Source organism: Nonlabens sp. Hel1_33_55 (assembly GCF_900101765.1).
Lineage (GTDB): Bacteria > Bacteroidota > Bacteroidia > Flavobacteriales > Flavobacteriaceae > Nonlabens.
In genome coordinates this window covers 1,383,792-1,406,270 of the sequence record NZ_LT627735.1, presented here as the reverse complement: position 1 = coordinate 1,406,270, position 22,479 = coordinate 1,383,792, and the positions used below count along the sequence as shown (strand labels likewise).

The 22,479-nt window shown below is 39.9% G+C and carries 25 protein-coding genes; 13 read left to right on the top strand and 12 right to left on the bottom strand.

Annotated elements, in window-relative coordinates:
* Positions 1 to 109: 109 nt before the first annotated feature.
* Together BLO34_RS06195 and ribH are read left to right on the top strand one after the other, a co-directional pair.
* Positions 110 to 889 carry a hypothetical protein gene (locus tag BLO34_RS06195; protein ID WP_090753553.1) on the top strand — a complete coding sequence of 260 codons (780 nt, stop codon included), beginning with the start codon at positions 110 to 112 and terminating at the stop codon, positions 887 to 889.
* A 3-nt stretch (positions 890 to 892) separates the two neighbouring features.
* Positions 893 to 1,411 (top strand): 6,7-dimethyl-8-ribityllumazine synthase, encoded by a 519-nt coding sequence (gene ribH, locus BLO34_RS06190; protein WP_090753550.1) that lies wholly within the window; start codon positions 893 to 895, stop codon positions 1,409 to 1,411.
* A 52-nt stretch (positions 1,412 to 1,463) separates the two neighbouring features.
* Here ribH and BLO34_RS06185 read toward each other — a convergent pair whose 3' ends face one another.
* From BLO34_RS06185 to BLO34_RS06160, 6 genes are all read right to left on the bottom strand, one after another.
* Positions 1,464 to 1,655 carry a hypothetical protein gene (locus BLO34_RS06185; protein WP_090753547.1) on the bottom strand — a complete coding sequence of 64 codons (192 nt, stop codon included), beginning with the start codon at positions 1,653 to 1,655 and terminating at the stop codon, positions 1,464 to 1,466.
* Entirely contained in the window at positions 1,655 to 1,861 is a 207-nt protein-coding gene (locus BLO34_RS06180; protein ID WP_090753545.1) for a hypothetical protein, read from the bottom strand. The genes BLO34_RS06185 and BLO34_RS06180 overlap by 1 nt, the downstream gene beginning before the upstream one ends.
* A gap of 86 nt (positions 1,862 to 1,947) precedes the next feature.
* Positions 1,948 to 2,667, bottom strand: coding sequence for a hypothetical protein (locus tag BLO34_RS06175; protein ID WP_090753542.1), 720 nt, complete (start codon positions 2,665 to 2,667; stop codon positions 1,948 to 1,950).
* 127 nt (positions 2,668 to 2,794) lie between these two features.
* Positions 2,795 to 5,218, bottom strand: a complete 2,424-nt coding sequence (pheT, locus tag BLO34_RS06170; protein ID WP_090753539.1) for a phenylalanine--tRNA ligase subunit beta — start codon at positions 5,216 to 5,218, stop codon at positions 2,795 to 2,797.
* Positions 5,219 to 5,334: 116 nt separating this feature from the next.
* Positions 5,335 to 6,138 (bottom strand): lysophospholipid acyltransferase family protein, encoded by an 804-nt coding sequence (locus tag BLO34_RS06165; protein WP_090753537.1) that lies wholly within the window; start codon positions 6,136 to 6,138, stop codon positions 5,335 to 5,337.
* Between the two features lie 88 nt (positions 6,139 to 6,226).
* Positions 6,227 to 6,826, bottom strand: a complete 600-nt coding sequence (locus BLO34_RS06160; protein WP_172823958.1) for an NUDIX hydrolase — start codon at positions 6,824 to 6,826, stop codon at positions 6,227 to 6,229.
* Between the two features lie 38 nt (positions 6,827 to 6,864).
* Between BLO34_RS06160 and BLO34_RS06155 the strand changes: the two genes are divergently transcribed.
* On the top strand, positions 6,865 to 7,587 hold the full coding sequence (locus BLO34_RS06155) for a peptidylprolyl isomerase (RefSeq protein WP_090753532.1): 723 nt from the start codon (positions 6,865 to 6,867) through the stop codon (positions 7,585 to 7,587).
* 131 nt (positions 7,588 to 7,718) lie between these two features.
* Here the strand turns inward: BLO34_RS06155 and BLO34_RS06150 are convergent, their stop codons facing one another.
* Together BLO34_RS06150 and BLO34_RS06145 are read right to left on the bottom strand one after the other, a co-directional pair.
* A complete protein-coding gene (locus tag BLO34_RS06150; protein WP_090753530.1) occupies positions 7,719 to 8,102 on the bottom strand; it encodes an alkyl hydroperoxide reductase in 384 nt (127 codons plus the stop codon).
* Positions 8,103 to 8,237: 135 nt separating this feature from the next.
* The gene (locus BLO34_RS06145) at positions 8,238 to 8,651 is read right to left on the bottom strand and encodes a hypothetical protein (protein ID WP_157686704.1); all 414 of its coding nucleotides are present in this window, start codon (positions 8,649 to 8,651) and stop codon (positions 8,238 to 8,240) included.
* Between the two features lie 219 nt (positions 8,652 to 8,870).
* Between BLO34_RS06145 and porQ the strand changes: the two genes are divergently transcribed.
* Complete coding sequence (gene porQ, locus BLO34_RS06140; RefSeq protein ID WP_231959577.1) at positions 8,871 to 9,854, top strand: type IX secretion system protein PorQ; 984 nt, start codon at positions 8,871 to 8,873, stop codon at positions 9,852 to 9,854.
* 1 nt (position 9,855) lies between these two features.
* Positions 9,856 to 10,548 carry a (d)CMP kinase gene (gene cmk / locus BLO34_RS06135; protein WP_090753524.1) on the top strand — a complete coding sequence of 231 codons (693 nt, stop codon included), beginning with the start codon at positions 9,856 to 9,858 and terminating at the stop codon, positions 10,546 to 10,548.
* Between the two features lie 58 nt (positions 10,549 to 10,606).
* Here cmk and BLO34_RS06130 read toward each other — a convergent pair whose 3' ends face one another.
* Genes BLO34_RS06130 through BLO34_RS06120 form a run of 3 tightly spaced genes read right to left on the bottom strand, consistent with a single transcriptional unit; the run spans position 10,607 to position 12,656 of the window.
* Positions 10,607 to 11,641 (bottom strand): TlpA disulfide reductase family protein, encoded by a 1,035-nt coding sequence (locus BLO34_RS06130; RefSeq protein WP_090753522.1) that lies wholly within the window; start codon positions 11,639 to 11,641, stop codon positions 10,607 to 10,609.
* 54 nt (positions 11,642 to 11,695) lie between these two features.
* A complete protein-coding gene (locus BLO34_RS06125; protein WP_090753519.1) occupies positions 11,696 to 12,220 on the bottom strand; it encodes a hypothetical protein in 525 nt (174 codons plus the stop codon).
* Entirely contained in the window at positions 12,198 to 12,656 is a 459-nt protein-coding gene (locus BLO34_RS06120; protein ID WP_090753516.1) for a DUF1801 domain-containing protein, read from the bottom strand. Before BLO34_RS06120 ends, BLO34_RS06125 begins: the two co-directional genes overlap by 23 nt.
* Before the next feature lie 238 nt (positions 12,657 to 12,894).
* Between BLO34_RS06120 and rpsA the strand changes: the two genes are divergently transcribed.
* The 5 genes from rpsA to BLO34_RS06095 all read left to right on the top strand — a co-directional run bounded on the left by rpsA (position 12,895) and on the right by BLO34_RS06095 (position 17,988).
* Complete coding sequence (rpsA, locus tag BLO34_RS06115) at positions 12,895 to 14,823, top strand: 30S ribosomal protein S1 (protein WP_090753513.1); 1,929 nt, start codon at positions 12,895 to 12,897, stop codon at positions 14,821 to 14,823.
* Positions 14,824 to 15,265: 442 nt separating this feature from the next.
* Complete coding sequence (gene pyrR, locus BLO34_RS06110; RefSeq protein ID WP_090753510.1) at positions 15,266 to 15,814, top strand: bifunctional pyr operon transcriptional regulator/uracil phosphoribosyltransferase PyrR; 549 nt, start codon at positions 15,266 to 15,268, stop codon at positions 15,812 to 15,814.
* The gene (locus BLO34_RS06105) at positions 15,811 to 16,749 is read left to right on the top strand and encodes an aspartate carbamoyltransferase catalytic subunit (RefSeq protein WP_090753506.1); all 939 of its coding nucleotides are present in this window, start codon (positions 15,811 to 15,813) and stop codon (positions 16,747 to 16,749) included. Before pyrR ends, BLO34_RS06105 begins: the two co-directional genes overlap by 4 nt.
* Positions 16,739 to 17,071, top strand: coding sequence for a ribonuclease Z (locus BLO34_RS06100; RefSeq protein ID WP_090753503.1), 333 nt, complete (start codon positions 16,739 to 16,741; stop codon positions 17,069 to 17,071). The genes BLO34_RS06105 and BLO34_RS06100 overlap by 11 nt, the downstream gene beginning before the upstream one ends.
* Before the next feature lie 11 nt (positions 17,072 to 17,082).
* Positions 17,083 to 17,988 (top strand): ribonuclease Z, encoded by a 906-nt coding sequence (locus tag BLO34_RS06095; protein WP_090753501.1) that lies wholly within the window; start codon positions 17,083 to 17,085, stop codon positions 17,986 to 17,988.
* Positions 17,989 to 18,084: 96 nt separating this feature from the next.
* On the opposite strand, the gene BLO34_RS06090 is transcribed toward BLO34_RS06095, so the two are convergent.
* Positions 18,085 to 18,600 (bottom strand): hypothetical protein, encoded by a 516-nt coding sequence (locus BLO34_RS06090; RefSeq protein ID WP_090753497.1) that lies wholly within the window; start codon positions 18,598 to 18,600, stop codon positions 18,085 to 18,087.
* 100 nt (positions 18,601 to 18,700) lie between these two features.
* Here BLO34_RS06090 and BLO34_RS06085 point away from each other — a divergent pair, with 100 nt between their 5' ends.
* From BLO34_RS06085 to carB, 3 genes are all read left to right on the top strand, one after another.
* Positions 18,701 to 19,165 carry a GyrI-like domain-containing protein gene (locus BLO34_RS06085; protein ID WP_090753495.1) on the top strand — a complete coding sequence of 155 codons (465 nt, stop codon included), beginning with the start codon at positions 18,701 to 18,703 and terminating at the stop codon, positions 19,163 to 19,165.
* A gap of 123 nt (positions 19,166 to 19,288) precedes the next feature.
* Positions 19,289 to 19,453 carry a 50S ribosomal protein L34 gene (gene rpmH / locus BLO34_RS06080; RefSeq protein WP_090753493.1) on the top strand — a complete coding sequence of 55 codons (165 nt, stop codon included), beginning with the start codon at positions 19,289 to 19,291 and terminating at the stop codon, positions 19,451 to 19,453.
* Between the two features lie 101 nt (positions 19,454 to 19,554).
* Positions 19,555 to 22,407 (top strand): carbamoyl-phosphate synthase large subunit, encoded by a 2,853-nt coding sequence (gene carB, locus BLO34_RS06075; RefSeq protein WP_090753490.1) that lies wholly within the window; start codon positions 19,555 to 19,557, stop codon positions 22,405 to 22,407.
* The last annotated feature ends 72 nt before the right edge of the window (positions 22,408 to 22,479 follow it).

The window sequence follows — 22,479 nt, the reverse complement described above, 5'->3', positions numbered from 1 at the left end:
TACTTCACTGCAATGCCAAATTTAAGGATTGCCCGCTAGAAGAATAAGTCATTACGCGTTTTTTAATACCGATAAAAATTATATTTTTGCGCGTTCAATAAATTTGATAATGGCCACATATAATAAAAGAGGTTACAAGCCTAAAACGCAGAAGGAGAAAGAAGTAATCGAAGATCAAGAGTCGACAACGGCAGAGATTTTTGAATCACTTGATGAAGGCGCAGGAAGAACCGAAGAATGGGTTGCCAAAAACCAAAATGTTATTCTATATACCGTTATCGCAATAGCTGTAATCGCTGCTGCCATCTGGGCATACACTGCATTTGTAGTTGGACCTAAAGCAGATGAAGCTCTAGAAGAGTCCACTCAGGCTTTTAGCTTTTACGAACAAGCAGTAAATGCTACCGGTGAGGAGCAGGATTCTCTTTATAACCTTGCACTAGAAGGTGGTGAAGGAAAATATGGTTTGTTGCAACTAGCAGAAAACTATGGCGGAACTGACGCTGGTAACATCGCCAACTATCAAGCTGGTATGGCTTATCTTAATTTAGGTGGAACCAATTATCAAAAAGCGATTGATTACTTGACAGCTTACGATGGTGATGGCTCTATTATGGAGGCTTATGCTAAAGCTGGTATAGGTGATGCACTTATGCAAGTTGACCAAGCTGAGGATGCTGTTAAGTATTACAACGAAGCTGCAGATGTAGTTCCTAATGACTTTACAACTCCCAAGTATTTATTGAAAGGAGCTCAAGCGGCTCTCTTGACTGGTGATAATAGCACTGCAATCAAGAATCTTGAGCGTATTGAAGAAGAATACGAATCTGCTGCTGAAGCTCAAACGGCAAAAATTCTTTTAGGTCAAGCCCAAGCAGCTTCCAACTAGATTATGGCAACAGCCGGTAAGGACCTTTCCCATTATGACAAGGATAGTTTGCCTGACGCATCAAAGATGCGCATAGGACTAGTCGTGTCTGAATGGAATGATGATATTACAGAGAACCTTTACAAAGGCGCTGTAGAAACGCTTATTGATTGTGGGCTTAATAAAGAGGCTATCCATCGATATGATGTTCCTGGATCTTTTGAATTAATTTACGGTTGCCGCAAAATGCAGGAATCGACCTTTAGCGTTCCCGGTAAGCGACAAAAAAGAGCTTTAGATGCCGTAATCGCAATAGGTAGTGTGATTAGAGGTGAAACGGCACATTTTGATTTTGTTTGTCAAGGAGTCACCAGCGGCATCAAAGACTTGAATCTGAATAAAACTAGAATCCCTGTAATTTTTTGTGTTTTGACAGATGATACGCATGCGCAATCTGTAGCACGTAGTGGTGGTATTCACGGTAATAAAGGCTCAGAAGCAGCTATTGCAGCTATTAAGATGGCTGCGTTGAAAGTTAGCTAATTACTTTTCTAAAATTTTTGAAACAGCATTTTGATTTCTCACTCGAGAATATCTATGGCTTTTCACGTTGCACATTCCAACGCCACAACTGGTAAAAACCGATTACGATCAAAAGTATGGATAGCACGACTTGATAGGTCGCCATAGTTTCATCGCCTGTATAATAATCATACGTTTTCCAGGAACCGATTCCAATGAAGGCAATAGCCAGTAATAAATTATAGTTTGATTTTGAATCGGCCATTACTCACTTGGGTTTTCTGGTTTTTGGGTTAGAACGCTATAGGCTACAAATAAACCATATAGAATAACCGCACCGGTAATTACAAGTTGCCAAGTTTCCAGAGTCGCACGTCCAGAAAAGTGAACGAACAAGCGGTAACTACCAAAACCTATCATAATCATTGCAAAAATCCCGCCCATTAATGGGTTACGCCTGCGTGCTGCCATAGTTCAATATTTGATCGACAAGATAAAAAAAACGCCTCTGTAAAGAGGCGTTTCCAACATTAATCTAACTATTATAATGAATGCTGTTAGGCATTAAAATACTTACTGTTCCAGATGGCTGTATTAAAATTTTTGCCAGCGGCAAAAGAGTAATACAATACCATTGCAGCTATTGACTTGAAGGTAAAAAAGAATATTAGAACAAATTGGACGCCGCTAGTATCCTTAGAAAATATTCCGTTGGGAACCGCATAAGCTGCTACAAGACTTACCAGAATTGTACAGATAATCAAGTTCTCAAAAGACTTAAAGGGCCAAGCCCATGCTTTTCTAAATGCGTTAAGATCATTACCCCATTTATGAATCAAATAAAAATATCCATTACCAATAGGAGCAAACAGCAAAGGATCATCTGCATTCTCCAACTTAAACATCTTTGAAGGAGCTACTATTTTAAAACCTCTCAATGTTGTTTGGTGATCTTTTTCTAGCTGCTTGATTTTATTGAGCGCCTCTTGAGGTATTTCGTTCTTAAAATAACGAGTATCTAAGAATCTCAACCTATAATCGACGCAAATGTCTCTTATTTGATCGACGTGATAAATCTTATCACTATCCAATAAATCAATATCAAATGAGTTGCGAGGTGTCGGTTTCTGCGGACTTTTCATTCTCGCGATAATGGCATCTTCCTTGAGATCATCCTGTGCCAGAATTTCCCTGACCTGATCCAGAATATCTGATTCTTGAATCGTCTTATTACGGGATTGCTGTAATTTTTGCTCAATGTTAGTCCTACGCAGCATATAGATCGAATTAGTTATGAAAGTTAGAACTTAACGATGTAAAATCCTAGCTTCCATCCTTAGGTCGTAGAGCTACTTTAAAACTATCAATAGAGTTAGAAATATTTATTATCTACTATTCAGACAATTATCGAACAGTAGCGCCTACTTGCTTCTCTAACTGATCTTGGACTTTGCTCATTACTTTGTCGATTTGCTTATCAGTCAACGTTTTTTCTTGATCCTGAAGTTTAAAACTCAATGCATAGGATTTCTTCCCTTTAGGAAGTTCCTTTCCTTCATAAACATCAAACAACTCTACAGTTTTTAATAGTTTACGCTCGGCTTGAAAGGCTACGTTCTGTAGCTCTTTAAATGAGGTTTGTTGATCAACCAATAGAGCCAGGTCTCTATTCACAGGCGGGAACTTAGAGATTTCTTCAATAGGACGATGCTCTTTACTAACGAGTTTCAAGACTTCGCTCCAATAAATATTGGCATAAAAAACAGGCTCGTCTATATCAAAAGAACGAGCGATTTTCTTTTTCACCATTCCTATATCTACCAACTTTCCGCCAGAACTTAGAGCAAGCCCTTCACTCAAAAAGTCCATTTTAGTCGTTTTCTCACTGATCGTTTCTATTCCCAATCGGTTCAATATAGAAATCACAGCGCCTTTAATGTAAAAGAAATCGGCTTTAATGTCAGTGGCATTCCATGCGTTGGGTTGAACATTTCCAACGGTTAGAATTGACAGGTGTTTTTGTTCTGTAAAACTTCTTTCTTTAAATTGATGGTAACTATTACCAAATTCAAAGAACTTGAGATCGTTTTGCTTTCTATTTAAGTTGTAGGCAATAGCTTCCAGACCGCCGTAAAGCAAACTCTGACGCATCACGGACAAGTCCTTACTCAACGGATTCAATATTTTCACTTCGTTCTTAGCGGAAATCTGCTCCGTGAGTTCATGATACTTTGCAGCAGTTAAGCTGTTAGCCATCATCTCTATAAAGCCTTGACCTATGAGCTGCTGGGCAACGATATTCTCAATTTTAAAGCTATCCAAACGCGAACTAGGCGCGATGGAAGCGTTTAGCTTCACGCTGGTTTCTATACGGTCATAACCGTAAACCCTCAATATTTCTTCGATCACATCTACTGGACGGCTTACATCATTACGATAAGCTGGAATACTTAATCCCAAGCCAGTTTCAGTAACATTTTTTACATTGATGTCAAGTGTTCTAAGGATTTCCTTAATTTCTGCACGATCAATTTTTTGGCCTATTAGAGAATCGATTTTGGCAAATGGCAGGAAGACTTCGTAATCTTCAATTTTTACTGGATACAGGTCACTTATATCACTTGTAATCTCGCCTCCAGCTATTTCCTTGATAAGAATCGCTGCTCTCTTGAGAGCGTCTTCTGTGATGTTGGGATCAATTCCTCTTTCAAATCTAAAGGACGCATCTGTATTGAATCCATGACGTTTTGCCGTCTTGCGTATACTCACTGGATTGAAGTAGGCACTTTCAAGGAAAATGCTTGTAGTTCCATCAGTAACTCCGCTATTTTGTCCACCATAGACTCCAGCGATACACAAAGGTTTTTCTGTATCACATATCATTAAATCTTCCTCATGCAGTTCATGAATCACACCATCAAGTGTAGTAAATGGCGTGCCGCTAGGTAAGGTCTGCACAATGATTTTATTTCCTTCAATATTGGTTGCATCAAAGGCATGCAGCGGCTGGCCTATCTCATGCATCACATAGTTCGTGATATCTACCACATTATTTTTAGGAGTGATTCCTATCGCCTTTAATCTATTTTTAAGCCAATTGGGTGATGGTTCGATCTTAAGCCCATTGATGGAAACACCACAATAACGCGGTGCTAGTTCATTATTCACAACTTCAATGTCAAATCGATTGGCACGAGAGTCTACGTGAAAACTGCTTAGCGATGGAGTTATAAAAGACGGTGCATCCTCATTGACCGCAAGTCCAGCTCTCAAGTCACGGGCAACGCCCATATGCGACATGGCATCTGCACGGTTAGGAGTAAGGCCTATCTCGATCACATGATCGCTTTCGATCTCAAAAACCTCGGCTAGTGGTGTTCCCGGTTCTAGCTCATCGTCCAGCACCATGATTCCCGCGTGCGAGGTTCCTAATCCCAATTCATCCTCGGCACAGATCATTCCATGGCTTTCCTCGCCACGTATTTTTCCTTTCTTGATTTTCCACGCTTCGCCTTTAGCATCATAAAGTGTTGTACCTATGGTCGCTACGGGAACTTTTTGACCTGCTGCCACGTTTGCAGCGCCACATACGATTTGAACAACTTCATTACCTATATCAACTTTAGTAAGCTTAAGTTTATCTGCGTTGGAATGTTTTTTACATTCGACTACATGTCCAACGACAACACCTTTCAATCCACCTTTTACACTTTCAAAAGGCGTGACTCCTTCAACTTCTAGACCTAAAGAGGTCAGTAAAGCCGTGTGTTTGTCCAGGTCATCTGCAACGTTGATGAACTGCTTGAGCCAGTTGTAGGAAATCTTCATAAAAGTGTCGATTAAGTGGGCAAAGATAGTGGTAAGCACGCTTTCGCGAAAGCGGAATCCCTACAAACAAAATGTTGTAAAGGCAGCCATTAACGGTTCTAAAAAAGATGGTGGAATTAATATTCCCAGCGACGCTGTTTATTGAGATCTTCCATATCCTGTAGCGCCTCTGCAGGGATGACCTTCAGGAAAGAAGAATGTTGTTCAATAGCATATTCCAATTGCTCCACAATCTTTTCAACGCTATCATTTTCATAATCGATCTCTAGCGGCGGTTTGATTTCCATGGATTGGAGGATATTGCGCTTCTTGATGCGCAATCCCTTTTTGTCAAAACTGCGTCGAAAACCATCTATGACGATAGGAACTACTATAGGTTTGTACTGCTTTATGATGTGAGCTGTTCCCTTGCGTATAGGCTTGAAAGGTTTTGTAGTTCCCTGTGGGAACGTGATCACCCAACCTTCATCAAGAGCAATCCCTATGTTCTTAGTATCATCTGGATTTACAGAGCGGTTGATTTCCTCACCTTTTGCACGCCAGGTGCGCTCCACAGTAATGGCGCCAGCATAAGCCATAATCTTAGGTAGCAAACCACTTTCCATGGTTTCTTTTGCCGCGACGTAGTAGATGTTGAGCTTTGGTTTCCATAGATATCCCACGTTCTTGATACTGTCATTGCGACCAGAAAGCGAGGCGTTGAATACGTGAAACATACTCACAACATCTGCAAAATAAGTCTGATGGTTTGAAACGAACAAAACGCCTTGAGGTGGTAGATCTTTTATGATCTCGCTACCGTCAATTTGTAATTCATTAAAGCCACGATAGCGCCGGTGTGATAGAACACCCATGATGCGAATCAACCAAAGCTTCAAGAAAAGTATATGACCAAAAGGATTTTTCTTAAACAATCCCATGAAGTATTTCAAATTTGAACGAAAGGCCAATATACAAAAACATGGCACTTTTCATTTGTTAAAATAACTATGGGAAATATTGGCCGTGCTACCGATCGATAGCGTTGGTGAATAATGTTTTGAACTCGTTAAGCATCATAGCGGTAGCACCCCAAACGATTTGTTCTTTTAGTAAAAAACAGGGAACATCGACATCTGTCATGTAGCTTGTGGAAAGGTTATAGGTAGTAACGTTTGCTGGATCCAGCAATTGTTGCAGCGGCACCTCTATAATGGATTTTACTTCGCTAGGTTGTGGTGTGAAGGATAAGTTCGCTTTCGCGAAAGCGAGAAATGGACGCACCAGATAATTACTGGGCGGTATATAAACTGGTGTTCCAGCGGTTATGACCTCTTGATCACCCATTAAAATACCAACTTCTTCTTCAGTCTCGCGCAATGCTGTTATGGCATGAGAGTCATCTTCTTCTTCTGACCTGCCGCCAGGAAATGCAATCTGGCCGCTGTGCTTTCCTTTTGAAAGCATGCGTTCTATAAGTACGAAATAGGGCACTTCATTTTTGGGATAGATCAACATCATGGTAGATGCTTCTCTGGGAGTTTTGTTAGCCATTTGTGCGCGCTGTAATTCCTCCAGGCGCTCCATAGCCGCCATTTCCATTTGTGCGGTTGCACCTGGCAATGGCATTTTGGTTAATTTTGGAACTAGATCTAAAAAATCGCTGAATGAATTCAAAATTGTGCTTGCTGTTACTTTTATGTTTTATCGCTTCTTGTAAAGATACTAAGGACCACTCGAAAGAAATACAACCAGATCCAGAGCCTGTACTTTCTAAAGAGGAAAAGGAAGAACTAAGCTTAGCAGAATTTTACCAACCATCCATTACAGCAGATGGTGATACTTTATTGAGTTACATCCCACAGGACAGTGTGATTCCGTTTTTTACTAGATACGGCAAGAGAAATCCAGAAACCCATGTGCGTTTGAAAACAAAATTCGGCACTATAGAAATGGAGCTTTTTGAGGAGACACCTATTTACAGAGCTAGTTTCGTTTATTTGATCAAGAACGGCTATTACGATGGCACGGTAGCACATAGAGTGGTACCTAGATTCATTGTTCAGGCTGGTGATAGTGATGACACATTCACTGCCACTAAACGCAGCAGCGCCGGAAATTACAAATTACCACCTAACATTCTTTCTAACGTGAAACATGCGTACGGAACCTTAAGCAGCGCCAAGGAATGGGAAGACAACCCAGAAATGTGGCACAATCCATTTGATTTTTTTATCTCGCTTAGAGCAACAGATCATCTAGATGGTGAGCATACGATTTTTGGCCGGGTCACATCAGGAATGGAAGTCGCCGAAAAAATTTCTCAAATAGAAACCGATGCAGGTGATTGGCCAATAGTGGATGTGTATCTGGATATGAGTGTTTACTAAACTAAGTTTTCAATTTTGAGGTATTCGATAATTGTTGCTTAAGCTCTCATCGAATTTATTTTAAAACGTAGGCGTAACGTTGATAATAGCTAACTAGTGCTATAATGGCGAGAGCTTTTTGACATCTATTTCTAAGTCAATTTCCATTTATATTCTGTGTGGACTTTTTTCAAAATCAAGAAAAACGGAATCCACCAGATGAAATCGTTAGTGATCAACGTATAAATAAACTCAAATGGAACCTTTCCCTGCGCATAGTTGAACACAAAACCCAAAGGTCCAAATATTTTACCCAGCATGCCGACGGCCACGATAGGCCAGTGGCGCATGGGATCATAACTCGCCCACCAGTAGCCTAGACCATAAACACCTATTACCATTCCCATTCCTTGCCATACCATAGGCTGATTCAACGGCTCCATACCTACTAATTCCCAGAACATATCTGGAAAAAGTACGACCCAAGCGCCCCAAAGGACATTGTAGATTGCGGCAAGTTGTAAGGTGAGTTTCATAATGAGTTTTAATTGGTGGTTTGATAGTAAAACAATACTAAAGTTGTGTCCCTTTTCTGTTACTTGGTAGTCGATACCTTAATTAGAAATCGACAATTGAATTGCTTTCAAATAGCTCTTAGGCTTAAACTGTTTTCAAATAAAATTTAATAAGAGGATGGTGCTCCACACCACCACACGCCACCAGTTGGTTTTAGTCAGCTGATTGCAAATAGGAATATCAAACTTTTTGGGAACCAATTTTTCATGAAGCGGTTTATAAAATAGTGCCGTGGATAACCACATACTGCCTACCAAAAGAAAATCTACAACACGCAGTATTTGAAAACCAGAGGTGTAAAGAAGATATCCAGAAAGTATTAATTGCCCGAGCATCAGCGGTAGTACGATGAATGTAATATTTCTCATATAAATGCGGTGCCAGCGATCAAAGCCATCACTTTCAAAATGACAAAAACTAGGATATATCACTAGTTGCACCATCCAGATCAATACAACCAGACCTACGTCAGTGCAAAGCTTTGCTATTTCCCATAGAGTAAAATTCATAAATTTTAATTTCAGAATACTTTGATCAGGTCGCTATTTTAGAGATTTTTCATTTGGTTTTGGCGACTAAGCTTTCGCGAAAGCGATACCATCAACCAACAAATAATCACAACCACTTTAAGACCCATCAAAAATAAATTAAACTTGCAGTCGTTTAGATATTGCAATTCACAACCGTTAATGCGTCACCATTATATCGTTTTACTTACAATGCTATCCATGGCTGCAATTTGCAATGGGCAGATAGGTGGTGAGGCGACGTATCAATTCCTCAACCTAGTTTCTGGTACTAAGCAAGCAGCACTAGGCGGTCGCGTGCTTACCGCAGTAGGCTATGATCCAACCACTGCCATTTACAATCCAGCTACCATCAATGCCAAAATGGATAACCAGCTCCAGGTAAACTATGTGAATTATTTGGGAGATGTCAACTATGGTACAGCAGCCTATGCATATACCTGGGACCGACATTTGCAAACTTTTCATGCTGGTGTGACCTATCTTAACTACGGAAAATTTGACGGGTTTGATGAGCAGGGAAATTCTACAGGCGAATTTGGCGGTAATGAGGTAGCCGTTTCATTGGGTTATGCGTATAATATTCCTTGGTCAGATTTTTTTGTCGGTATTAACGCAAAATTGATCAGTTCACAGCTGGAGAATTTCACCTCGCTAGGTGGCGCCGTGGATTTGGGTCTTTTATACTATGATGAAGAAAAGGCCATACGTGGAGCGCTGGTCGTTCGCAATTTGGGAACCCAGTTTACTGCCTACAATGAAGTTTATGAAGACCTGCCTTTAGAAATAGCGTTAGGTTTTTCAAATACGATGCGCACTTTGCCACTTCGGTTGCACGTGACTTTAGAGAATTTACAGCAATGGGATATTGCATTTTCAAACAGCGCTAATGCTCAACGCGATCTTGATGGTAACGTGATTGAAGACGACCCTAGTTTTTTTAATAATGCGCTGCGCCATACCGTGTTGGGAGTTGAGATTTTTCCAGAAGACGATTTCCAGTTGCGATTGGGATACAGTTTCCGTAGGGCAGAGGAATTGCGGATTCAGGACACTCGAGCCTTCTCAGGTTTGAGCGCTGGGTTCTCTTTAAAGATCAGAAAATTACGATTTAGCTATTCACATTCTCGGTATAGTCTCGCATCACACACCAGTTTTATAGGTGTAAATGTTAACTTGCAATAATATGCAACGTAAAATTACCATTGCCATTGATGGCCATTCCAGTACGGGAAAAAGTACTGCTGCAAAGCAACTCGCACAAGAGTTAGGTTACCTTTATGTCGATACCGGTGCGATGTATCGTGCGGTTTCTTTTTTCGCTTTACGCGAAAGCTTAATAAACAACGGCATTCTGGACACTACAAAATTGGAGGATCGACTCAAGGATATTACCATCACTTTTGAGCGTAATCCAGAAAACGGAAATAACGAAGTCTGTCTCAATGGCAAAAACATTGAAAAGGAAATCAGAACACTTAAGGTAAGCAATGTGGTCAGCAAAATAGCCGAGGTGTCTACCGTGCGTTCCAAACTCGTGGAACAGCAGCAAAAAATGGGAGCAGAGAAAGGCGTGGTCATGGATGGCCGCGACATAGGAACCGTAGTCTTCCCAAATGCCGAATTAAAAGTGTTCATGACCGCAGCAGCTGATGAGCGAGCCAAACGACGTTATGATGAACTCAAAAAACGTGGTGACAAAGTTGAGTATGATGACGTGCTCAAAAATGTCATCGAGCGTGATCATATTGATTCTAATCGTGAGGATAGCCCACTAGTTCAAGCAGAAGATGCGTTGCTGTTAGATACTAGTCATATGGATCGTGATGAACAGTTTGATACATTGTTGCATTGGGCAAAGGAAGAATTGAGCAAATAGAACTTCAAATGAATCATCAGGTGTGTGAATATTCAAGTAACTAGCTTGTCTGGTATTTCTATCTCAAAAGTTTTTCAATTTCTTCCTCGATTTCAATGGATCCTTTCCTATAACCAAGAAATGATTTTACTATAATTCCGTTTTGATCAATCAAAAAACTATTGGGTAGAGCCTGAACTGAATATTTTTTTGCATTTTCTCCATTCACTCCATGTAGGTCTGAAATATTCAGCCAAGAAATTTTATCCTCTTCGCTGGATTGTTCCCATCCAATTTGATTCGTATCAAGAGAATAGCTGATCATAACAAAATCATCACCATACTTATCAATTAATATAGGGAACTCTTTTTTATTCTGTGACCTACAGGGAATACAGCCAGTTCCCCAAAAATCTAACAAAACAACTTTACCTTGATAATCAGATAATTTATGTTGGTTTCCTTTAAGGTCGTTTCCAGTAATATCTCTGAACTTATCGCCAATTTTTAAGTCATTTAATTTTGCATAAGCCAGTAACTCTTGACCTTTCGGCGAGTTTGAATTAGTTGGATCTAACCTGCCATAAAATAACAGCAGGCTGTCTTTGGAGATCTGTTTCTTTTTATATAGTAATTGACTCAAGGTCATCTGGTTATTGGCATTCGAGTACAGAAAGTTAATCTCTTTAGATAATCTGTCTGACTCTTTACTGTTTGCAGATATAGAATCAAACTTGGTCAAAAGATCTGTTTGATTTGATCCTTCAACTGTTGCATTTAAAAAGTTAGAATATTCACCTGTAATTGAAATGATATCATTTTCCAAAAAGAAATACTTATAAGGATCAAGATGCTTTCCATTCTTATCGTAAAAGTCTAAATAACTCAATGATGGTAAATCAATCTTTCCAGATAATTTAAAATTTTCATTAATCACAAAAGTGGAATCAATGTTTTTATCGATATCTCTATTATACAAAACAACTTTAGTGCTATCTGGAAAATTTTTAGCGGTAACTGACAATTCAAATTGGTCTCTTACACTTGTTTTTTTAGACTCTTTACAAGAAGCAATGATTAAAATCAATAGTACAAGTAGAAATCTTCTTTTCATTAGTTAAGGCTATTCGACGATATTAAGATTTTTGTTTTAAAAGTTTGGTAGCTTTTAATTCTCCAACTCACTATCATCAGCATCATTGGGAAATATCTCTGGCATCTTGCCCGGACGTTTTGCAGGAAAGAATTCATGGATGCTATTGTCTTCTAGATATTTGAAGCGCAATACATTTCTATTATTGGCGATAATCTCATAATGAAGTGAATCACCACCGCGTATCAGGTGTAGATAGGTAATGCCTTCATCTGCATAATTTTTTCCATTATAGTCTTGATTCACAACATAGTCATAATAGTCATCAATGCTGTCTTGTTCAGATCTGTAGAACATATTGATTTGATCCTTTTGGATTTCCATTCCTGCATCTGGATCTAGATCATTGAGATAAATATCTTGTTTTAGAACTTCCATCGTTTTGACGCGTTCCACCGTATCCACTTTTTTATATAGTTCTGGATGATTGCGAGGATCATCGATCACCACAGGTTTCTCGTTACAGGATGCTAAAAGTAAAATGCCGCAAAAGGCAACTAATCCATTTTTAAACATATTATCTCTTGATTTGTTCTTCATAAGTCTCGATCCATTCTTCCACAGAAATCTTGCCACAAAGTTCTGCAATTAAATCAAACGGAATATCATTCATTTTCTTGAAACGGATGCAGCTCTTACCCATATCCAGTTTTGTTTTGGCATGTTCAGGGTACTCTTGCTTAAACCAATCCAGTATTTGTGGATTGGCGTAGATTCCCATATGATATAAGGCGATATGATTTTTCTGCGAGGCGAGATTGATAAATGGCAAGGGCGTCTGTCCTTTACCAGCATGATAGCCTTCAGGGTATTTAGCAAGAGGCACTTGATAGGCGATCATACCATAGCTCATCGTTTCTTCATAACCATTTGGTAAATTGGAAAGGATCACGTTACGCAAACGCTCCATTGGTGTTTTGCGATCTTCGGTTAGTTCTTTAATATATTCTTCTGGAGAGGTTGCCTTTGAGGTCATACAGATTGATATCTGTTATAAAAGTATGAGAATATTCTGCTTTCGCGAAAGCGAACTCAAAACCATCACTTTACAGTCTCTCAATATTGGATAAAATTAAAAAAGATCGTACTTTTGCAAGCCCAAAACGAGATTACGGAAACCGTTTGGGAATCAAAACTTTATATAAATCTTCTTGGCGAGTTTCTATAAGTTTCCGGCAGACCCTTGAATACAAATTTTAATCAGCAAACAAAACATGGCTGAAGAAACAACAAAACAAGAACTTGAGGCAGCACAGGATGGTGTTACAGAAACTCAGGTTGCAGACAGAGTAGAAGCAGAAACTCCGCTTGAAGAACCTACTCAAAAAGAAGTTAAACCTAAAATGGATCCGCAAGAATTTCTTGACACCTTTGACTGGGAACGTTACAGTGAAGGAATCGAGAAAGTAGATGAGGACCAACTCAAAGCTTTTGAAAAGCTTGTTGCAGAGAACTTTGTAGATACCATCGATACTGATGTTATTGAAGGTGAAGTAATCAAGATGACAGATCGTGACGCGATCATTGACATCAATGCAAAATCAGAAGGTGTTATTTCCCTTAACGAGTTCCGTTACAACCCTAACCTAAAAGTAGGTGACAAGGTTGAGGTACTTGTAGACGTGCGTGAAGATGCGACTGGACAATTGATCCTTTCTCACCGTAAAGCTCGTTTGATCAAAGCATGGGAGCGTGTCAACAATGCACACGATACTGGTGAGATCGTTAATGGGTATGTAAAATGTCGTACTAAAGGTGGTATGATCGTAGACGTATTTGGTATCGAGGCGTTCCTTCCAGGATCGCAAATCGATGTGAAGCCTATCCGCGACTATGATGCATATGTAGATAAAACAATGGAATTCAAGGTGGTGAAAATCAACCACGAGTTCAAAAACGTTGTTGTATCGCACAAAGCACTTATTGAGGCAGATATTGAAGAGCAGAAAAAAGAAATTATCTCTCGTCTAGAGAAAGGACAAGTACTGGAAGGTGTTGTGAAGAACATCACTTCTTACGGTGTGTTTGTTGATCTAGGTGGTGTTGATGGACTAGTTCACATTACTGACCTTTCATGGTCACGTATCAACCACCCTAATGAGGTTGTAGATCTAGACCAGACACTTAACGTGGTAATCCTTGACTTTGATGAAGATAAGTCACGTATCCAGTTAGGTCTTAAGCAATTAGAGCCACACCCATGGGAAGCTCTATCTGACAAGATCAAGCCAGGTGATAAGGTGAAAGGAAAAGTAGTTGTAATCGCAGATTACGGTGCATTTGTAGAGGTAGAAGAAGGAGTTGAAGGACTTGTTCACGTATCTGAAATGTCATGGTCAACGCACCTTAGAAGTGCTGGTGACTTTGTAAAAGTAGGAGACATTATCGATGCAGAGGTTCTTACCGTAGATAGAGAAGATCGCAAGATGTCTCTAGGTATGAAGCAACTTTCACAAGATCCATGGACTGACATTACTACTAAGTATCCTGTAGGTTCACGCCACACAGGTATCGTGAGAAACTTCACTAACTTTGGAGTATTCGTAGAATTGGAAGAAGGAGTTGATGGATTGATTTACATCTCTGACCTTTCATGGACTAAGAAAATCAAGCACCCATCAGAATTCTGTGCAGTTGGTGATAAGTTAGAGGTAGTAGTTCTTGAACTAGACGTTAACGGTCGCAAACTATCTCTAGGTCACAAGCAGACTAAGGATAATCCATGGGATAAATATGAGGCTGAATTTGGTCTAGGAACTAAGCATGAAGTGGAAATCACTGAAATGGTAGATAAAGGCGCTGTTGTTAAATTCAACGACGATATCACCGTATTCATTCCATCACGTCACCTTGAGAAAGAAGACGGATCCAAGCTTGGTAAAGGTGAGAAAGCCGAAATCGAGATCATTGAGTTCAACAAAGAATTCAAGCGTGTCGTAGGTTCTCACATGGTCATCCATAAAGAAGAGGAAGCAAAAATTGTTAAGGCGGCAGCTAAGCAGCAACAAGAAGCTGATAAGCCAACCCTAGGTGATGCCAACTCTAAACTTCAAGCATTGAAGGACAGAATGGAAGGTAAAGCTCCTAAAGCCGAACCAAAAAAGAAGAAAGCTTCTAAGAAAGCAGCAAAAGAAGAAGAATAGTCTTCAACTTTTATAAATTAGAAATCCCTTGTCATTGAGTTGGCAAGGGATTTTTTTATGGAAAACTTTTGTGATGATTTGGGCGTTCCCTCGGCTTAGGCCTCGGTCGGGCTCTACGCTGCAATCTTTTTGCTACGGCGCATTGCATGCGCCCGTATCAAAAAGGATTTACGCTTCGATCCCTAACGCAAATCGAATTTTAGATATAAGATTGACGGTTTTTGATCAAAGTATTTTTTTTACATACCACATACCACATACCACCATTATTTCCCAAGTTTGATATGGATTATTTACTGGTCAGCTTTTGAAATATCTTTTTCCCTAACCCCTAACCCCTAACCCCTAATCCCTAATCCCTAATCCCTAATTTAAAATTGCACAAGCACTATAAACCATCCATTAATCAAATACTTTATATTTGTAATCCTTACCAGTATCAATGAGTCAAAAAGTCCTTCTCAACGCCGCCCAGATAGATATTATATTGCACAGGCTGGCGTGTCAACTTATTGAGAATCACGGCAATTTTGAAAATACAGCATTAATAGGTTTGCAACCTCGAGGAACTTTTCTGTTGAAGAGACTTAAGGCACTGCTGGAATCTGATTACAATATCAAGCACCTTAGAACAGGACTTCTGGATATCACTTTTTATAGAGATGATTTCCGTCGTGGTGAGGAACCTCTCAAGGCAAATTCTACTGAAATTGATTTTGTCGTTGAAGGAAAGGACGTGGTCATTGTAGATGATGTTTTATATACAGGTCGCAGCATACGTGCAGCTTTGACGGCTTTGCAGTCATTTGGCCGGCCTAAAACCATTGAATTACTGACACTTATAGATAGACGATTTTCCAGGCATTTACCTATTCAACCAGATTATAATGGCCGTCAGGTGGACGCCATAGGTAACCAAAAAGTAAAAGTAATGTGGAAAGAAAATGCACATGAAGACCTGGTGTACCTTTTGAAAAGCAAAGATCAATGAGTCATTTAAGCGTCGATCATTTATTGGGAATTCAATACCTCACACCAGAGGACATTCAATTGATCCATAACACTGCAGATCAGTTCAAGGAAGTCATAAACCGACCCATTAAGAAAGTGCCATCTTTAAGAGATATCACGATTGCAAATCTCTTTTTTGAAAATTCTACAAGAACAAAGCTCTCTTTTGAACTAGCCGAAAAACGTTTGAGCGCAGATGTGATCAACTTTAGCGCCGCCCAAAGCTCTGTCAAGAAAGGAGAAACGCTTATTGATACCGTCAATAACATTCTTGCCATGAAGGTGGATATCGTGGTCATGCGCCACCCCAATCCAGGTGCAGGAGTATTTCTTTCTAAACACGTCAACGCAAGAATAGTCAATGCAGGTGATGGTGCCCACGAGCATCCAACACAGGCTTTATTGGATAGTTATTCCATCAGAGAAAAGCTGGGAACCCTAGACGGAAAGAAAGTGGTGATTGTTGGCGATATATTGCATAGCCGTGTCGCATTGTCAAATATCTATTGCCTCAAGAAACTAGGAGCAGAAGTGATGGTATGCGGTCCAGCAACGCTCATTCCGCGTCATATTGCAGATCTAGGTGTGAAAGTAGAACTGAACCTTAAAAAAGCTTTGGAATGGTGCGATGTAGCCAATATGCTGCGGGTTCAAAACGAGCGTATGGATATTTCCTATTTCCCTAGCGTTCGTGAATATGTCCAGCAGTACGGAGTAACAAGAGAGATTCTAGATAGCCTTGATAAGGAAATCGTGATAATGCACCCAGGACCAATTAATCGCGGTGTAGAAATTACGAGCGAAGTGGCAGATTCAGATCAAGCCATTATATTAAACCAAGTAGAAAATGGGGTAGCAATCCGTATGGCGGTATTGTATTTAATAGCCTCAAAAATTCAGCATAATGACCAGTAAGATTACCGATAAATACACCTTATTAAAAGATGATCGTGACGACGTTTGTGACTTTGCTAATTTCTTGACGCGCATTCATGATAAATTTATGGACGTCAATTTAGTAATTGACATTTTCAAATACGACAAGATGAGTTTGCAGGATTTGTTGTGTTTTCTCACCTTGAGCAACACGCATAGAGCGAACAAGAAATCATTGATAATCATCAACAATGCTATTCCATCAGGTGACATTCCCAATGAAATCATTGTGGTGCCAACCTTGAAGGAAGCAGAAGATATCATTGAGATGGAAGAAATTGAACGCGATCTTGGATTTTAAATGATGGCCTCTTGAAATTGACCATTCTAGGCTGTCACAGTGCCACTCCAAGAGATAACGCGAGACCTACAGCGCAAGTGCTTGAGGTAAAAGGTCACTTGATTCTAATTGATTGTGGTGAGGGAACGCAGATGGCGCTGCGCAAGCATCGCATCAAATTTGCAAGATTCAAACATATTTTCATATCCCACCTTCACGGAGATCACGTATATGGCTTGATAGGGTTGATTTCTACTTTTTGTTTATTGGGTCGTGAGAAGCCGTTGCATGTCTATGGTCCAAAGGGCATCAAAGAAATGATTGAACTGCAATTAAAATTGGGAAATAGCTACATGCCTTTTGAACTGCATTTCACTGAACTGGAAGCTACAAAATCGGTTGAGATATTTGAAGACGAAGCTATAACGGTGAGCACTATTCCGTTGGATCATCGTGTATATACCAATGGGTATTTGTTCAAGGAGAAACCCAATGATCGACACTTAGATATTATCGCGTGTGAGGAACTCAATGTAGAAAAAGCCTATTACCGCAACATTAAAAAAGGAGCAGACTATTTGCGTGATAACGGAGAAGTCATTGCTAATGAGCGATTGACCACACCAGGTGATCCAGCCAAAAGCTATGCATTTTGTAGTGATACTATGTATAAAGAGGATATCATCACTCATATCAAAGGTGCCACAGCATTGTATCACGAGAGTACCTTTCTTCAATCACACGTAGATCTGTGTAAAAAGACCAAACACAGCACAGCGGCCCAAGCAGCCACCATAGCAAAGAAAGCAGAAGTCGGTATGCTAATTTTGGGCCACTACTCCTCAAGATATAAATCCTACGATATGTTCACAGATGAGGCACGGCCTATTTTTGAGAACAGCCACTTCGCTCTGGATGGGAAGGTTTTTGAGATTTGAAAAAAAAGAGAACTGAATATGGAGTATAGAATATGGATGAAAGAATATCTTTATTCCATTATCTATATTCTACCATTTTCTCCAGAGTGCTGACGATTAAATTTTCTTCATCTGTTGCTTCATCATTTTTACTTGATCAGTCAGCATGCCGTGTTTGTCTAGTTTTTTTGCCTCATTCAGTAGGGTAGTGGCTTCACGCTTTCTTCGTTTGGTCATGGCAATTCCAGCAAGGTTGAGCTTTGCTACCGCAAGATCCTGATCCATATTGAGACCTAATTTGATCGCTTTTCTAAAATACTTTTCAGCCTGAGTCATGTTGGTTTGCGAGATCATCAATCCTTGTAGGTAGTTATAGTAACCTTGTTGTTTGGTAACTAGGGCAGCTTCTGGATCTTTTATTTTGGAAAGCCATTTTTGTGCGCCTTCAAAATCTTGCTTTCTCAATCTCAAAAATGCCAGCAGAATGATCTCGTTTTTGAAATACAAAAACACAAAGATTCCGGCTAATAAAATCAACATGATGCCCGTAAGTATCTCGTTTCTTGTGATTTGATATATTGCAAATGCAACGACTAATGCTGCAAGTACTAGTTTGATATTCTTATTAAACATGTCTAGTTTTGTTTGGGCTGCAAATATAGGCAACGCTTGTTATTTCCAGTAGATCCAGTAGGTTGTTTACGCTTTCGCGAAAGCGAACTAATTCCAAATAATGAACTCGAACATCAACATAGTGCAAGTGGAATCCATGAAACTCATAGCTGTTCCAGTGGTAGGATTTCAAAATTTGAGTGAAGCATACAGCCGTTTAATTTCATGGGCAATACCCAAAGGACTAATGGATCATCCCAATACGCAAATGGTTCAAATCTACCACGACAGTGCGAGAGATACAGCTCATGATAATGTACGTATAAGCGCATGTTTAAAGGTGAGTTACGATGTCGAGGTCGATAGCAAGATGAAATTACTGGAGTTAGATCCAGGAAGATGCATTGTCGCTTCCATGCAAACTAAGCCAGCAGAATTTGAGAATTCATGGAAAAACTTATTCAAATGGATGAACGATAATAACCACTTTAAAGCAGACAGCGATCCATTTGAAATACATCACAACAACTATAGGGAACATCCAGAAGGTAAGTGTATCGTGGATCTGTGCATCCCAATTAACTAGAATGTTTACAAGCGGTGAATTATATCTATAAAAATTTATCGATAACGTTGTGTAATCAGAAAGACTTCCTATCTTTGCACCCGATTAAAAATTAAGGTACGACCTTTTATTATAGATTAAACGATGGCACAAAAGAGAACATATCAACCTAGTAAGAGAAAGAGAAGAAACAAGCACGGTTTCAGAGAGCGCATGGCATCTGCAAACGGTCGTAAGGTTCTTTCCCGCCGTAGAGCAAAAGGACGTAAGAAGCTATCTGTTTCAACTGAAAGAAGACACAAACGATAATGGTTCATTATCTGTAAATAACTGGCGTTACTTTTTATAAGTAACGCCTTTTTTTATGCCTTAACATCACGAAATTTACCATCACCCAGAAATACAGACCAATGCCCAAAAGAACTGACATCAAATCCGTATTATTAATAGGTAGCGGCCCTATCATCATAGGTCAAGCCTGTGAATTTGACTACGCTGGTTCACAATCCTTGAGATCCCTGCGTGAAGAAGGAATTGAAACGATTCTAATCAACTCAAATCCTGCCACGATCATGACTGATCCATCAATGGCAGACCATGTGTATCTCTTACCGCTTACGACCAAATCTATACGCAAAATTCTGGAAGAGCACCCACAAATTGATGCTGTCCTACCTACCATGGGTGGACAGACAGCACTTAACTTATGTATTGAGGCACAGCAAAAAGGAATCTGGGAAGATTATAATGTAGATCTAATTGGAGTTGATATTGATGCCATTAATATCACAGAGGACAGAGAGAAGTTTAGAGAATTGATGGGCAAGATAGGAGTTGGTATGGCTCCGCAGGCTACAGCAACGTCGTTCTTGAAAGGAAAGGAAATTGCTCAGGAATTTGGTTTCCCATTATGTATTCGTTCTTCGTTCACTTTAGGTGGCGCTGGTGCGGCTATTGTTCATAAAGAAGAGGATTATGATGAACTACTGACCATGGGTCTTGAGGTTTCTCCTATTCACGAGGTGATGATCGATAAAGCACTTTTAGGCTGGAAAGAATATGAACTGGAATTATTGCGTGACAAGAATGACAACGTAGTTATCATTTGTACGATAGAAAACATGGATCCTATGGGAATCCACACAGGTGACTCCATTACGGTGGCGCCTGCTATGACGCTGTCTGATAGAACGTTCCAAAAAATGCGTGATATGGCTATCCATATGATGCGCAGCATAGGTGAATTTGAAGGTGGTTGTAATGTACAATTTGCCGTTAGTCCAGATGAAAACGAAGATATTATTGCGATTGAGATCAATCCGCGAGTATCTAGATCTTCGGCGCTTGCGAGTAAGGCGACCGGTTATCCTATTGCAAAGATTGCTACCAAATTGGCTTTGGGTTATTCTCTGGATGAATTGAACAATCAGATTACAGGAAATACATCGGCGTTATTTGAGCCAACGTTGGATTACGTTATCGTAAAAATTCCTCGTTGGAACTTTGACAAATTCGAAGGATCTGACCGTACGTTAGGTCTTCAAATGAAGGCAGTTGGTGAGGTGATGGGAATAGGTCGATCGTTTCAGGAAGCACTTCACAAAGCCACACAATCCTTAGAGATCAAGCGTAACGGTTTAGGAGCAGATGGAAAAGGTTATACAGATTATAACCAGGTCATCGACAAGCTGACTAACGCAAGCTGGGATCGGGTTTTTGCATTATATGACGCGATCGCTATGGGCATCTCGCTATCGAGAATCCACGAGATCACACGTATCGATATGTGGTACTTAAAACAATTTGAGGAACTACACGAGCTAGAAAAGGAAATAGGGAAGTATGATATTAGTTCGCTTTCGCGAAAGCTGCTACTAGAAGCAAAACAAAAAGGATTTGCAGATCGTCAAATAGCACACATGCTAGGATGTTTGGAATCTGAGGTTTACAAAAAGCGCGAGGAGATGAATGTCAATCGCGTTTACAAACTGGTGGACACTTGTGCTGCAGAATTTAAAGCAGATACACCCTATTACTACAGTACGTTTGAGGCAGACGTAGAAACGCCAGATGGCAAGCGATCTGCTCAAAACGAAAGTATCGTTACCGACAAGAAAAAGGTCATTGTACTAGGTTCAGGTCCTAATCGAATAGGTCAAGGAATTGAGTTTGATTACTGCTGTGTGCATGGTGTTTATGCCGCTCAGGAATGTGGCTATGAAGCCATTATGATCAACTGTAATCCAGAAACAGTATCTACCGATTTTGATACAGCAGATAAACTTTACTTCGAGCCTGTTTTTTGGGAACATATCTATGACATCATCAGGCATGAAAAGCCAGAAGGCGTTATCGTTCAGCTAGGAGGACAAACGGCTTTAAAGCTAGCTGAAAAACTGGATCGTCACGGTATAAAAATCATAGGAACGAGTTATGAAGCTTTGGATCTTGCAGAAGATCGTGGGCGTTTTTCAAAATTACTACAGGAAATCAATATTCCTTATCCAGAATTTGATATTGCCACAACACCAGATGAAGCTCTTAAAGTAGCTGATGTCCTGGATTTCCCAATTCTAGTTCGCCCATCTTATGTATTAGGTGGACAAGGAATGAAGATCGTGATCAACAAGCAGGAATTGGAAGAACACGTGGTTGATATCTTGCGCAAGATTCCAAATAATGTATTGCTACTCGATCACTATCTCGATGGTGCCATAGAGGCAGAGGCTGATGCCATTTGTGATGGTGAAAACGTTTACATCATAGGTATCATGGAGCACATTGAACCTTGCGGAGTTCACTCTGGAGACTCTAATGCTACCTTGCCGCCTTTTAATTTAGGCGACCTAGTGATGCAACAAATTAAGGATCACACTAAGAAAATTGCTTTGGCATTGAAGACCGTAGGTTTGATCAATATACAGTTTGCGATCAAGGATGATATGGTTTATATCATTGAGGCCAACCCGCGTGCGTCTAGAACAGTTCCATTTATTGCCAAGGCTTATAAAGAGCCTTACGTAAATTATGCAACTAAGGTGATGCTAGGACATAACAAGGTAACCGACTTTAATTTCAACCCGCAGTTAGAAGGATATGCGATCAAGCAACCGGTATTCTCTTTCAACAAATTCCCGAATGTCGATAAGCGATTGGGACCAGAAATGAAATCAACTGGAGAAAGCATCTTGTTTGTAGATAGCTTGAAGGATGATGAGTTTTATGAGTTGTATGCTAGGCGTCGTATGTATTTGAGTAAGTAATTCATTGAAAGGCTTTATAGATTTGAAAAAGACCTGATTTTTTTATCAGGTCTTTTTATATTTAAGCTTTTA

Bases quoted from the DNA above. Each gene is read 5' to 3' on its own strand.
- BLO34_RS06160 (WP_172823958.1), bottom strand. From the start codon at position 6,826: ATGCCATTGCCAGGTGCAACCGCACAAATGGAAATGGCGGCTATGGAG.
- BLO34_RS06100 (WP_090753503.1), top strand. From the start codon at position 16,739: ATGACCAGTAAGATTACCGATAAATACACCTTATTAAAAGATGATCGT.
- BLO34_RS06145 (WP_157686704.1), bottom strand. From the start codon at position 8,651: ATGAATTTTACTCTATGGGAAATAGCAAAGCTTTGCACTGACGTAGGT.
- BLO34_RS06155 (WP_090753532.1), top strand. From the start codon at position 6,865: ATGAATTCAAAATTGTGCTTGCTGTTACTTTTATGTTTTATCGCTTCT.
- rpmH (WP_090753493.1), top strand. From the start codon at position 19,289: ATGGCACAAAAGAGAACATATCAACCTAGTAAGAGAAAGAGAAGAAAC.
- BLO34_RS06085 (WP_090753495.1), top strand. From the start codon at position 18,701: ATGAACTCGAACATCAACATAGTGCAAGTGGAATCCATGAAACTCATA.
- BLO34_RS06120 (WP_090753516.1), bottom strand. From the start codon at position 12,656: ATGACCTCAAAGGCAACCTCTCCAGAAGAATATATTAAAGAACTAACC.
- BLO34_RS06150 (WP_090753530.1), bottom strand. From the start codon at position 8,102: ATGAAACTCACCTTACAACTTGCCGCAATCTACAATGTCCTTTGGGGC.
- BLO34_RS06090 (WP_090753497.1), bottom strand. From the start codon at position 18,600: ATGTTTAATAAGAATATCAAACTAGTACTTGCAGCATTAGTCGTTGCA.
- BLO34_RS06185 (WP_090753547.1), bottom strand. From the start codon at position 1,655: ATGGCCGATTCAAAATCAAACTATAATTTATTACTGGCTATTGCCTTC.
- rpsA (WP_090753513.1), top strand. From the start codon at position 12,895: ATGGCTGAAGAAACAACAAAACAAGAACTTGAGGCAGCACAGGATGGT.
- BLO34_RS06175 (WP_090753542.1), bottom strand. From the start codon at position 2,667: ATGCTGCGTAGGACTAACATTGAGCAAAAATTACAGCAATCCCGTAAT.
- BLO34_RS06195 (WP_090753553.1), top strand. From the start codon at position 110: ATGGCCACATATAATAAAAGAGGTTACAAGCCTAAAACGCAGAAGGAG.
- BLO34_RS06125 (WP_090753519.1), bottom strand. From the start codon at position 12,220: ATGAAGAACAAATCAAGAGATAATATGTTTAAAAATGGATTAGTTGCC.
- BLO34_RS06165 (WP_090753537.1), bottom strand. From the start codon at position 6,138: ATGGGATTGTTTAAGAAAAATCCTTTTGGTCATATACTTTTCTTGAAG.
- carB (WP_090753490.1), top strand. From the start codon at position 19,555: ATGCCCAAAAGAACTGACATCAAATCCGTATTATTAATAGGTAGCGGC.
- BLO34_RS06180 (WP_090753545.1), bottom strand. From the start codon at position 1,861: ATGGCAGCACGCAGGCGTAACCCATTAATGGGCGGGATTTTTGCAATG.
- pheT (WP_090753539.1), bottom strand. From the start codon at position 5,218: ATGAAGATTTCCTACAACTGGCTCAAGCAGTTCATCAACGTTGCAGAT.
- ribH (WP_090753550.1), top strand. From the start codon at position 893: ATGGCAACAGCCGGTAAGGACCTTTCCCATTATGACAAGGATAGTTTG.
- BLO34_RS06105 (WP_090753506.1), top strand. From the start codon at position 15,811: ATGAGTCATTTAAGCGTCGATCATTTATTGGGAATTCAATACCTCACA.
- BLO34_RS06130 (WP_090753522.1), bottom strand. From the start codon at position 11,641: ATGAAAAGAAGATTTCTACTTGTACTATTGATTTTAATCATTGCTTCT.
- pyrR (WP_090753510.1), top strand. From the start codon at position 15,266: ATGAGTCAAAAAGTCCTTCTCAACGCCGCCCAGATAGATATTATATTG.
- porQ (WP_231959577.1), top strand. From the start codon at position 8,871: ATGGCTGCAATTTGCAATGGGCAGATAGGTGGTGAGGCGACGTATCAA.
- cmk (WP_090753524.1), top strand. From the start codon at position 9,856: ATGCAACGTAAAATTACCATTGCCATTGATGGCCATTCCAGTACGGGA.